Source organism: Arthrobacter sp. MYb214 (assembly GCF_002979865.1).
Taxonomy (GTDB): Bacteria; Actinomycetota; Actinomycetes; order Actinomycetales; family Micrococcaceae; genus Glutamicibacter.
Map to the genome: position 1 here is coordinate 419097 of NZ_PCPZ01000002.1, position 11556 is coordinate 430652.

Consider the following 11556-nt stretch of genomic DNA (forward strand, 5'->3'; position numbering starts at 1 on the left):
AAGAATTTTATGTGGTGCGGGCAAGTTCCTGGCGAACCGTATCCATGAGTCCAGGGAATCGATGATCCAGTTCTTCGGTGCGCAACCAGTTGCGGTGCCGGGTGCCATCAACCTCTTGCCTGATCAAGCCGGATTCCCTGAGGATGCGCCAGTGCCGGGTGAGTGCCGACTTTGAGACACCAAAGTCCGAGCTGCTGCACGCGCCACCGGGGGTTGCGCCAATGTGAGCGATGATGGCGCGCCTGACCGGATCGGCCAGAGCGGCCATGATTTCGAATAGGTCCATTTCCTCTTCGGAGGGAATGGTTAGAGGTCGAGTGAGGCGGCTTGCCACGTTCATTTCCTTAACTCCGAAAGGCGTGCATGTACGCAAAAAGTGTACATACTAGTTATGTACGCGTCAACATGTACATGCAGAAGGGATCAGGCCCTGCGAATTAGCGGTGCGATGGCTGTGAGGGGTGAAGCGCTGGAGAGCCGCAGGTATTCTGCGAGTTGATGGTTGACCAGATCTCATCGAGCGATAGGCTCAGCGCGGCCGCGACAGCGGCGATGGTGGAGAAAGCGGGAGTGGCGACGCGGCCGGTTTCGATTTTCCGCAGGGTTTCGGGGGAGAGGCCGGCTTGGATCGCGACGTCGAGGATTGTTCGTTCGCCGCGTGCCTGCCGAAGCAGCGCGCCGAGGTTCTTGCCCTGTTCGATTTCCCGGGCGGTAAGCGGCAGTCTGACCATAATGAGACCATTATACCGGTATTAAAATACCGGTATAGTAATTGGAATGATCGAGATTCTCACAGCCAGCGAAGTAGAGCGCGCCCGCGAGACCGGACGCCTTGTCGGAAACATCCTCAATACGCTCAAGCACCGCGTGCAGGTCGGCACCAATCTCTTGGAAATCGACGCCTGGACCAAGGAAATGATCGAGGAGGCCGGCGCGGTCTCCTGCTACGTCGACTACGCCCCGTCCTTCGGCAGCGGCCCCTTCGGCCATTACATCTGCACGGGAGTCAACGATGCGGTGCTCCATGGACTGCCTCGCGACTACCAGCTGGCCGATGGCGACTTGCTCACCCTGGATCTGGCCGTCACCTTTAAAGGCATCGCCTCCGACGCGGCGATCAGCTTCATTGTCGGCACGGCTGCGCGTGCAGAAGACCTGAAGATGATCGAGACCACGCAGCGCGCCCTGGCTGCCGCCATCGCCGAGGCGCGTCCCGGAGCCAAGATCGGCGACCTGTCCTTCGCCATCGGATCGGTGCTGACCGCCGAAGGGTACAAGGTCAACATGGAATTCGGCGGCCACGGCATCGGCAGCACCATGCATCAGGATCCTCACGTTTCCAACGATGGCCGCCGCGGACGCGGGTACACGCTGCGTCCCGGTCTCCTGCTGGCCATCGAACCGTGGGTCATGGCCGATACCAGCAAGCTGGTGACCGACCGCGATGGCTGGACCCTGCGCAGCGCCACCGGCTGCCGCACGGCGCACACCGAGCACACCATTGCCATCACGGAAACTGGCGCGGAGATTCTCACCCTGCCCACCGACCTCTCGGCATAGGCAGAGGCCGGCATGGCGGCGATCAGGCGTTCGGGCTTTCCCCGGTGCCGGCGCCGCGGCGGCGGAGCACCGGTTCGGCCGTGCCGGTGCCGCAGCCCGAGGAGGCGCTGCCGCAGGCCGGGGAAGCAACAGAGGTGCAGCACGATCCGCTGCACCCGCTGGCCCCGGCGTTGCCCGCATCCTCCGGCTGGCGCGAAGCATGGCCGGCGGCTTCGCGCAGCGTCCTGGCCAGCTGCGCCGGGTCCTGGCCTTCTTGGCCCAGGACCACGAATCCCGCGTCGGCAATCATTGCCAGGTCGGCTTTCGCATCCTGCCCTTCGCTGGTCAGATAGTCGCCGAGAAACAGCGAATTGGCCACTTCCAGGGCATTGGCCTGCAAGGAACGCAGGTGCATTTCGCGTCCGCCGGCCATCCGGATTTCCTTGTCCGGGCAGGCTAGCCGCACTACGGCCAGGATCCGCAGGCACGCGCGCGGGGTCAGGTTCCAGGTGCCTTCCAGCGGAGTTCCGTCGAAAGGCATCAAGAAGTTCACCGGAATGGAATCGGCCTCCAGTGCGCGCACGGCGAAGATCGCCTCGACCAGCTGCTCGGGTGTTTCGCCCAGTCCAACGATGAGCCCCGAGCAGGGGGAGAGGCCGGCGGCCCTGGACTGCTGGACGGTGGAGACGCGCTCGGCGAAGCTGTGGGTGCTGCAGATTTCCGGGTAGAGGGACTCGGCCGTATTCAGGTTGTGGTTGTAGGCGTCGGCGCCGGCCTCCTTGAGCCGCTGGGCCTGCCCCTGCTTCAGGATGCCGATGCAGGCGCAGACCTCGACCTGCGGATGCTCTTCCTTCAATGCGCCGATCATGTCCGCGACGCGTTCCACATCGCGGTCCGTGGGTCCCTTGCCGGAGGCGACCATGCAGACCCGCGAGGCGCCGCCGGCGATGCCCAAACCTGCCTGGCGCACCGCTTCGCCGGGCTTGAGCCAGGTGTATTTCAGGATTTCGGCCTTGGAGCCCAGACGCTGGGAACAGTAGGTGCAGTCCTCGGGGCACAAGCCGGACTTCAGGTTGACCAGGTAGTTGACCTTCACGGTGTTGCCGAAATGCTTGCGCCGCAGCATCCCGGCCGCACTGACCAGTGCCGACGTCTGCGCGTCGCTGGTGGCCAGCAGCCCGAGGGCCTCTGCTGCGGTGAGCTGGTGGCCAGCGGAGATGCGTGCGGCCAGCTCGGTGAAATCTGCGGTGTCGGTGCGCTGCGCGGGGATGCTCATGGGTTCCTTCGCCTGGTTGGATGGCTGCCTGCCAAGGTGCAGCCATTCTTGAACGGTGTTCAATTCCTGGCACCAATGTACACGAAAAGCCCCCGACTTGAACAATGTTCAAGTCGGGGGCTTGCTCTGCTTTCCACAGCAGTTGCAGACGGCGCGCGTCCCGTGCGGAGCGCCCGCCGCTCAGCTGGAGGTCTTGCTCCGGTAGATCCGCGTGGCCAGCGCCCAAGCCAGGATCAAGATGCCTGCCAGCCAGGCCAGGGCGATCCAGAGCTCGGAACCCACGGGTTCCTGCGACAGCAGGGCGCGCAGCGAATCGACGATAGCAGTGATCGGCTGGTGCTCGGCGAACCAGGCCACCGGCCCGGGCATTGACTCGGTGGGAACGAACGCCGAGGAGATGAAGGGCAGGAAGATCAGCGGGTAGCTGAAGGCGCTGGCGCCATCCACCGATTTCGCGCTCAAGCCGGCAAGCACCGCTACCCAGGTCAGACTCAGGGTCACCAGGCACAGCAGCGCGAGCACGGCGATCCACGCTGCCATGGAGGCGGAGGAGCGGAAGCCCATGGCCAGGGCGACCCCCAGTACCAGCACCAGGGAGAGGAGGTTCGCCGCCAACGAGGTCGCCACATGGCTCCAGAGCACGCTGGAGCGGGAGATCGGCATGGAGCGCAGGCGCTGCACCAGCCCATCGCGCAGGTCCAGGAACAGCCGGTAGGAGGTGTAGGCGACCCCGGAGGCGATGGTGATGACCAGGATCCCGGGCAGCAGGTAGTTGATATACGGCCCGGTGGCGCTGGTGGCGCTGGTGGCGCTGGTGCCGATAGCCCCGCCGAAAACGTAGGTGAACAGCAGCATCATGGCCACCGGGGTGATGGCCGTGGTGATGATGGTGTCGGGGCTGCGGACAACGTGGCGCATCGAGCGCCCGGTGAGGATTCTGGTTTCCCGCAGTGCCGCGATGCTCATGGCTTGCTCCCTTCGGTTCGCTGGTGGTGGCCGATCAGTTCCAGGAAGATCTCCTCCAGGCTCGGCCGCTTGGCCACCAGCTCGGTGGTGGCCGGCGGCAGCAGGGCCTGGAGTTCGGCCAGCGTGCCCTGGTGGATGATGGTGCCCTCGTGGAGGATGGCGATTTGATCGGCCAGGTGCTCTGCTTCATCCAGGTACTGGGTGGTGAGCAGGATCGTGGTGTCGGACTCGGCCAAGTCGCGGATCACCTGCCAGGTCTCGCGGCGCGATTGGGGATCCAGTCCCGTGGTCGGCTCATCGAGCAGGAGCACCGGCGGGTTGCCGGCCAGTCCCATGGCGATATCAAGGCGCCTGCGCATCCCGCCGGAGTAGGTTCCTGCGGGCCGGTCCGCTGCGTCGCAGAGGTTGAAGCGCTCCAGCAAGCCGTTGGCGATGGACCGCGGATTCTCCAAGCGGAGCAGCCGCGCGATCAGCAGCAAGTTTTCGCGCCCGGTCAGGACCTCGTCCACTGCGGCGAATTGCCCGGTCAGGCCCAGCGACCGGCGGACCTGGACCGGGTTCTCGCGCACTGCAGCTCCGCAGACCCGGGCGGTTCCCGCATCGGCGGGAAGGAGGGTGGCCAGGATCCGCACCAGCGTCGTCTTGCCGGCGCCATTGGAACCGAGCAAGGCGAAGATGCTGCCAGGCTGCACGGTGAAGTCCAGTCCGCGCAGCACGGGCAGCTTCTTGAATGACTTGACCAGTCCGGTGACCTCGATGGCCGGTTCCGGGGCCAATGCGGTATTCATGTCATTGCTCCTTCGATTCGTTCTCTGCTTCGGAAATGGTGTCGGCCAGGCGGGTGCGTTCCTTGTCGGTCCAGCGCTTGCCCCCGTAGGCCTGGGCGAAGTCATCGGCGAATTCCGCCGGGTCCTGGCCAAGCAGTTCGCGCAGCGCGGTGCCGTTGGCGGCTGCTCCTTCGAAGAGGTCGGCCAGGTCCGAATACATGGAGATCATCGTTTCGGCGTCGGTGACCCCGCTCTGGTTCAGCAGGTAGCGCTGCACTCCTGCAGCGGCCTTGGCATAGGGCTGGGGCAGGGCCTTGAGGCGTGCCATGCTCTGCTTGTACTGCTTCTTCTGCTCCAGTGAGCCGGTGAAAGCTTCAATCCATTTGGCGACCATGATCAGTGCCCTTTCTGCGGGGTGCTCGGGTGGGGGAGGTTGTTGATGCGGGAGACGAGCAGGTTCCAGGTGGTCCAGAAGTCGTCGAGCTGCTGCTTGCCGCTGGGGTTGAGGGTGAAGACCTTGCGGGGAGGCCCTTTTTCGGACGGGACTTTCTCCACCGAGACGAGGCCTTTCTGCTCGATGCGCACCAGCAGCGCGTAGATCGTTCCCTCGGCCAGATCGGTGAAGCCGCGTTCGCGCAGTTCCGTGGTGATCTCGTATCCGTAGGCCGGGCGTTCGGCCAGGATCGCCAGGACGATCCCTTCCAAGGTGCCTTTGAGCATCTCGGTCATCTGTGTGGCCATGCTGCACCCCTCTCTACTTAGTGTCATTGAGTACAAGTAGATAGTAGAACTAAGTAGCGGTATTTAGCAATACTTAGTACCAAGATTTTCCAGATATTTTTCGTGGCTTTGGAGAACCGCCATTTGACCAGTGGCAAGATGGCGCAACCGGAAATCCGGTATGCTCCTGGAAGCTGAGCCGGTACTGGATCTATGGGGATGAGGCGCCATGAAGGATGCGAGATGGCATTGGGAGCTGGTCCATGCCGAGCGTGCGCGGTTGGCAGGATTGCTGGGCAGCTTGGCTCCGGAGCAGTGGAACGCCCCATCGCTATGCGCGAACTGGCAGATCCGCGATGTGGCGGCGCACCTGGCGGCCGCCGGATCCACTTCGACCGCCCGCTGGCTGGTGAATATGGCTCGTTCCGGATTCAATGCCGACCGGCACAACGAGCGGCTGCTGCGCCCGCAGCTCGGGGACAGCGCCCGGCAAACGCTGGATAATTTCAATCGTTCTGCCAGCAAGTCCATTGCCCCGCTGAACTCGGTGACCGGTTTGCTGGGCGAAGTGGTAGTGCACGGTCAGGACATCGCCCAGGCGCTCGATCTGATCCTGCGGCCTGAACCCACGGCACTGCGAGCGGTGGCAGGATTCTTCGCCTCCAAGGACTTCGCAGTCAATAGCAGCACCCTGGTCAAGGGCTTGCGGATGTCGGCGGCGGACGACGCTTTCAGTTGCGGGAACGGTCCCGAGGTGCGTGGCGAACTGCTGGATCTGGTCCTGGCGATGGCCGGAAGGGAACAGGTCCTCCCGCGGCTTCAGGGCGCAGGGGTCGGCGAGCTGGCACGCAGGATCACGGCACAGCCGCGGAAATAGCAAGCATCGCGCCGCACGATGACTGTACGGCGCGATGCTGGGGAAGCTGGCAAATCAGCCAGCGGGAATGAGGGCGGTGGCCAGCGGGTTCTCCAGATCGCCTGCGTATAGCAGGCCTCCGGACTGGTCGGCGAGATCCAGCATCTGCTGGTTGTTGCGCAACTGCAGGCGGTTCAAGCACGACAGCGGGAAGTTCTGCGCGAAAAGTCCCAGCTGATCAAAGCGTTCAGCGAACTGCGGATGCTGCCCGCGATAATCCAGCAGCCGTTGAACTACGGTCTTCCAGAAATCTGCTTCGGAAAGCAGTTCTTCGGCATCCAGCAGCGGCGCGAGGAAGCGGAAGAACGAATCAAAGACATCCGTGAAGACCGACAATACCGGATCTCCACCGGTGCGTACCCGGCGAATCTCCTCCGGGAGTTCCACCCGGTCCGAGAGCACGGCAATCTCTTCGCCCAGATCCTTGAGCAGGACCTTCTTCACAGCACCGTTCTCAAGCACCATGATCACGTTTTCGCCATGCGGCATGAACACCAAATCATAGGCAGCCAGGCAATGCACCAGCGGAATGAGGTAGGCATCGAGGTAACGGCTTAGCCAGTCGGCCGGTGCTAGCCCGCTGCGGCGAATGAGGGCGCCGGCAAAGGACCTGCCGGACGCATCGACATGCAATAGGCTGGCCATCGTAGCCAACTTTTCTTCCGGGCCCAGCAGGCTGATCGGGGACTCCCGCCACAGCGCAGCCAGCATCTTCCGCTGCGGATCGCTCTTGCCGGTGGCTGCTTCGAACTGCGGGTTGCGGTAGCCTACGGCCGCAATTTCACGCAGCAGGGCGACCGGCTGGGTCGAGAGCACCGGGTCCTTTGCGAACAACTCGCCCAACCACTGGTTGATCGCGGGAGTCACCTTCATGTACTCGGCACTGAGCCCGCGCATGAAGCCCATATTCAAGATCGACATTGCCGTCTTGACGTAGTGGCGTTCCGGGTTGGACAGGTTGAAGAAGGTGCGGATCGACTGCTGCGCCTGGTACTCGTCAACGCTGGTGCCCAGCCAGATCAATTGCTTGCGGGCAATATCATTGGCGAACGTGATCGACAGGCGGTTCTCCCATTGCCAAGGGTGCACCGGAATGAAGATGTAGTCCCCGGCTGCATAGCCGGTGCCGAACAAGGAGGCCTCCAGGGCCGCATCCAAGCGCTGGCGCTCGGCTGAATCCAGCTCAGTGGCCAGCAGCCCTTCGTAATCCAGCGAATCCACGGCGTCGAATTGTGCTCGGGACTTGTGGGCGGCAGCCCAGCCAAGGTGCAGGGCGGAACCGGTTTCGGGGGCGTACCTCAGGTAGTCGGTGCGCCCGATGCCCATTCTTCCGTTGTTGGCTATGAAGCACGGGTGGCCCTCGGTCATGGAAGATTCGATGAGCTGGAAGGACTGTGCGGCTGTGCCGTCGAACCGGGCCAGCTGTGCTGAATTATGGGTTGCATGAACCTGCTTGTAGCAGTGGCTGGCCAGCGTGGATGAGAGCTCTTCAAGGTAGGTGGGCAGCTGCACCGGGGAAAGCGTGAGTTCCTGGCAGAAGTGGGTGATGAACTCAATGGCGTCCACCTCTGCTTGCTGCCAGCTGCCGTCAACGAAGTGGTGGTGTTCCACGGACTGCGGTGAAACCAACCAGTGGTTCAGCTGGTACCGCTGGGCGCTGAAGCTGTAGCGGTGGGCATCCTTCTGGACTGAGTAGCGGTTTTCTCCATGGCCGGCAGGCTCCAGGAGGCGCTCATGCGAAAATTCGCCCAGGGCCTTGGCCAAGACATGGCGGTTGGCGATGTCCCAACGTGCAGGGGAGAGGAATGAGGATTCCAAGCCGCGGCCGGTAGCGGTTTCGAAATCCTGGCGAGTGCAGATGGACAGCAGTGCCTGCTTGATTGAGCCGTCTGCCTCGGAAAGCTCCACTGGACGTACCGGGCTGAAGCCAACGCGGGCATTCAGGGCATGGATGGCTTTGTTGCGCAGGTCAGGTTCCACGATGATTCGTTCGGTTCCGGGCAGGGCGAAAGCCTGGACCATGGCCGAGGAGAGAGCGTCGAGGGTGAACCCAGGCTGCGGATCGGTGGCTGCCGGAGCCAGGAAGTGCAGTCCACGGTCGCCGCGGACGCAGTTGTACGCATCGGCCAGGGGCGATGCTGCTGGGTCGTAGAGCTCGACAAGGAATTTCTCGTCCCCTGACGCGTCGATGCCGAAGAGGACTTCGTAGCCTGGGGTGCCAAGCAATGTGCGGTATTCTGCTTCGATTTCCTTTTCGGTTGCGTTGGCCATGCCCCAGAAGGAGGCATGCGCGGTGGCAATCCACGAATGCAGCAGCGCAGTATCCCCGGGCAACGTCACGGAACGGAAAGTGTAGTTGGTCATCGGAAGTTCCTTAGGCTCGTGCGCTGGCAGTGGCGGAAGTGGGCAAGCCGCTGAGTTCGGCGGCGCCGAATCGCTGGAAAGCGATCCGTCGCTCGACCGGGTAGACCTCGCGTCCAGCCAAGCGGTTGATAATTACTGAATTGCGGTAGGCTCCCATGCCCAGATCCGGAGCGGTGAAGCCGTGGGTGTGCAGTTCAGCGTTCTGCACGAAGATGTCCTGGTCCAACCCGATGGAATATTCGCGATCTACATTGAAGCGGCCATCGGGAAGGTAATCGATGCGTTGGCTGATGCCTTGCAAGAAGTCCGGAGTGCCTGCGCGGTAGCCGGTTGCCATGACAAGGTGGTCGGCGAGGAATTCCAGGTCTTCACCGGTGCGTTCATGGCGCAAGCTGATGGCCAGGTGATCCGTGTCAGCGCCGATGCTCGTGGCCGCGCAGCCGGTACGCAGGTGCACATTCGCTGCGCCATTGACGCTTCGCTGGTAGAGCTCCTCGTGGATTTCGTTGATCAAGTCCGCGTTGATCCCCTTGTAGAGCCCCTTTTGCTCTGCTGACAGGACATCCCGCTGATCCATGGGCAGGGCATGGAAGTGGTCGATGTATTCCGGAGATGTCATCTCCAAAGTGAGCTTGGTGTATTCCAGCGGGAAGTAGCGTTCTGAACGCGTTGCCCACACTAGATGATCCTCTTCTGGCAAGCTGCGCAGCAGATCCAAGAAGATTTCTGCGGCGCTCTGGCCGCTGCCGAGCACAGCAGTTACTTTCGGGCCGGAACCTGCGGTCCGGGAGGATAGGAGTTTCTCGCGGTGGAAGGCGTAGTCGCTTGAGTGCACCACGTTGCCGGTGGCTTGTGCTTCCGTGGTGAGAACCGGCGGCAGATAAGGCTGGGATCCGGTGCCCAGCACCAACTTGTCTGCGGTGAATCGGGTCAGTCCTGCGGCAGTGAGCACCGACAACAGGTAGACCCCGTCGTGGTATTCGGCTTCGAGCACCCGGTGCCCGAATCGTACGCTTTGAATATTTTCTGCGGCCCACGCCAGGTAGTTGGAATACTCCTCGCGCAAGGCGTAGAAGTCTTCGCGGATATAGAACGGGTAAAGCCGCTGTTTTTCCTTGAGATAGTTCAAGAACGAATGCTTGCTGGTCGGGTCCGCCATGGTCACCAGATCTGCCATGAAGGGAACCTGGAGATGGGTTCCGGGAAGCATCATGCCAGGGTGCCAGACGAACTTCTCTCCGGCTTCCAGAACTGCAACGTGCAGATCATCCAATCCATCGGCCAAGGCGGCAAAACCCAGATTGAAAGGGCCAGCGCCAATAGCGATGACGTCAAAGTGCTCGGTAGGTTCAATCATTTCTTCTCTCCAAGGGTGCGTTCGGCCAGCAGTCCGGAACCAATCCGGCAGATAGCGTCGAGGATCTCGCTGATATCGGCCAGGGTCGTATTCGGATTGAGCAGCGTCAGTTTCAGCAGGCGTTTGCCTTTGACCGTGGTGGCGGCGATCATCGCTTCGCCGCTGGCATAGAGGCGTTGGCGGATCTGGTTGGCCAGGGCATTGTGCTCGTCCAGTTCCAGGGGGTGCTGTGGATCTTCAAAGGAGAAGACCAGCGTGCTCAGCTGCACGTCGGCTGCCATCCGAAGCTGGGCCCGCATGGCAACTTCCTGTTGAGCGTCCTCTGCCAAGGCGATGACCTGGTCGAACATGGCACCCAAACGGCTGGCCCCCAAAGAGCGCAACGTGACCCACAGCTTCAGCGCATCGAAGCGCCGTGTGGTCTGCAGGGACTTCGAGACCTGGTTGGGGGTGGACTCGGCCTCCGCACGCGGGTTCAGGTACTCGGCATAGTGGGCGATGGATTCCAAGGAGGCTGCCGAGCGGACCACCAAGGCGCTGGAGCCGATGGGCTGGAAGAAGGACTTGTGGTAATCCACGGTGACCGAGTCGGCCAATTCAATGCCGTCCAACCGGTGGCGGTGGGAGTTGGAGACGAGCAGGCCGCAACCGTATGCGGCATCCACATGGAACCACGCGCCTACTTCTGTGGCGATAGCACTTAGCTGGGGCAACGGATCGATGGCCCCGAAGTCGGTATTCCCGCTGGTGGCGGAGATGGCCATGGGCACCAAACCGGCGGCGAGGTCTGCGTCCAGGCGCACTCGCAATGCATGCGCATCCATGCGGTGCTGGGCGTCTGTAGGGATCGCCACGGCCGCGTCGTAGCCCAGGCCAAGGAGCATCGCGGCGTTGCGAATCGAGAAGTGCGCATCTTCCGAGCAATAGATCCGCAGATTAGCCAGCCGTTCAGGCAAGGTGCCCCGCAGCTTTGCGGTTGCGGTGTTTCGTGCGATCAGCATGGCCTGAAGGTTGGATTGAGTTCCGCCAGAGGTAAAGATTCCGTCGGCCTGCCCGGTCCCGAAGCCGATCAGATCGGCGGTGAAATCGATGAGTTTGCGCTCGATCAGTGTTGCTCCAGCGCTCTGGTCAAAAGTGTCCATCGAGGTGTTGATGCTAGTGACGAAGTTCTCGGCGACCACCGCAGGGATCACGACGGGGCAGTTCAAGTGCGCCGCGTACTTCGGGTCGTGGAAGTAGACCGCGTCGTTGAAATACAACTCATTCAGCTCGGTGAACGAGTCCTGGGTTGAACCCAACGGACTATGCAGGTCGACCAGGTCGATGCGTTCCTGCAACTGCTGCGGAGTCGGTCCGGTCGTCGGCGCGTTCACCGATGCCAATCGGTGGGCCACGCGTGAAATGGCTTCACGCGACTCGTTTTCGTAGACACGGGCGGTGTCTGCGCAGAGCAACGAATCATCGTAGATCGGCAGTGGTAGATCAGGCATTTGCAGGGTAGGCAGTGAGGCACCCAAAAGCATGCTCCTCAGATAGAGACAATCAATAGTTGGTCAGGCTCACCTAACAAGAATCTATTAACAACACACTTCAATTAGTTAATGCAAGCCGAGTAATTCACTCTCTCCGCCAGGAGAAAAGTTTCTACATT

General features: G+C 61.9%; 12 protein-coding genes. 2 read left to right on the forward strand and 10 right to left on the reverse strand.

The features are described from left to right. Positions 1-7: 7 nt before the first annotated feature. Together CQ012_RS07655 and CQ012_RS07660 are read right to left on the reverse strand one after the other, a co-directional pair. A complete protein-coding gene (locus CQ012_RS07655) occupies positions 8-334 on the reverse strand; it encodes an ArsR/SmtB family transcription factor (RefSeq protein ID WP_105657301.1) in 327 nt (108 codons plus the stop codon). 103 nt (positions 335-437) lie between these two features. Continuing rightward, on the reverse strand, positions 438-731 hold the full coding sequence (locus CQ012_RS07660) for a helix-turn-helix domain-containing protein (protein WP_105661790.1): 294 nt from the start codon (positions 729-731) through the stop codon (positions 438-440). A gap of 46 nt (positions 732-777) precedes the next feature. Here CQ012_RS07660 and map point away from each other — a divergent pair, with 46 nt between their 5' ends. Beyond that, positions 778-1560, forward strand: coding sequence for a type I methionyl aminopeptidase (gene map, locus CQ012_RS07665; protein WP_105661791.1), 783 nt, complete (start codon positions 778-780; stop codon positions 1558-1560). A 22-nt stretch (positions 1561-1582) separates the two neighbouring features. On the opposite strand, the gene bioB is transcribed toward map, so the two are convergent. The 5 genes from bioB to CQ012_RS07690 all read right to left on the reverse strand — a co-directional run bounded on the left by bioB (position 1583) and on the right by CQ012_RS07690 (position 5289). Continuing rightward, positions 1583-2815 carry a biotin synthase BioB gene (bioB, locus tag CQ012_RS07670; RefSeq protein WP_105661792.1) on the reverse strand — a complete coding sequence of 411 codons (1233 nt, stop codon included), beginning with the start codon at positions 2813-2815 and terminating at the stop codon, positions 1583-1585. Between the two features lie 180 nt (positions 2816-2995). Further along, complete coding sequence (locus tag CQ012_RS07675) at positions 2996-3781, reverse strand: ABC transporter permease (RefSeq protein WP_105661793.1); 786 nt, start codon at positions 3779-3781, stop codon at positions 2996-2998. Continuing rightward, entirely contained in the window at positions 3778-4569 is a 792-nt protein-coding gene (locus CQ012_RS07680) for an ABC transporter ATP-binding protein (RefSeq protein ID WP_105661794.1), read from the reverse strand. The genes CQ012_RS07675 and CQ012_RS07680 overlap by 4 nt, the downstream gene beginning before the upstream one ends. A gap of 1 nt (position 4570) precedes the next feature. After that, entirely contained in the window at positions 4571-4942 is a 372-nt protein-coding gene (locus tag CQ012_RS07685; protein WP_105657228.1) for a DUF1048 domain-containing protein, read from the reverse strand. 2 nt (positions 4943-4944) lie between these two features. Continuing rightward, a complete protein-coding gene (locus tag CQ012_RS07690; RefSeq protein WP_105661795.1) occupies positions 4945-5289 on the reverse strand; it encodes a PadR family transcriptional regulator in 345 nt (114 codons plus the stop codon). Between the two features lie 208 nt (positions 5290-5497). Between CQ012_RS07690 and CQ012_RS07695 the strand changes: the two genes are divergently transcribed. Next, on the forward strand, positions 5498-6145 hold the full coding sequence (locus tag CQ012_RS07695) for a maleylpyruvate isomerase family mycothiol-dependent enzyme (RefSeq protein ID WP_105661796.1): 648 nt from the start codon (positions 5498-5500) through the stop codon (positions 6143-6145). 54 nt (positions 6146-6199) lie between these two features. On the opposite strand, the gene CQ012_RS07700 is transcribed toward CQ012_RS07695, so the two are convergent. From CQ012_RS07700 to CQ012_RS07710, 3 genes are read right to left on the reverse strand one after another with little or no spacing between them, the layout of a single operon-like run. Continuing rightward, positions 6200-8548 carry a GNAT family N-acetyltransferase gene (locus CQ012_RS07700; RefSeq protein WP_105661797.1) on the reverse strand — a complete coding sequence of 783 codons (2349 nt, stop codon included), beginning with the start codon at positions 8546-8548 and terminating at the stop codon, positions 6200-6202. A 10-nt stretch (positions 8549-8558) separates the two neighbouring features. After that, a complete protein-coding gene (locus CQ012_RS07705; protein ID WP_105661798.1) occupies positions 8559-9905 on the reverse strand; it encodes a lysine N(6)-hydroxylase/L-ornithine N(5)-oxygenase family protein in 1347 nt (448 codons plus the stop codon). Continuing rightward, positions 9902-11395: a pyridoxal phosphate-dependent decarboxylase family protein gene (locus tag CQ012_RS07710; RefSeq protein WP_105661913.1), complete on the reverse strand. Its 1494-nt coding sequence runs from the start codon at positions 11393-11395 to the stop codon at positions 9902-9904. Before CQ012_RS07710 ends, CQ012_RS07705 begins: the two co-directional genes overlap by 4 nt. Positions 11396-11556: the final 161 nt, after the last annotated feature.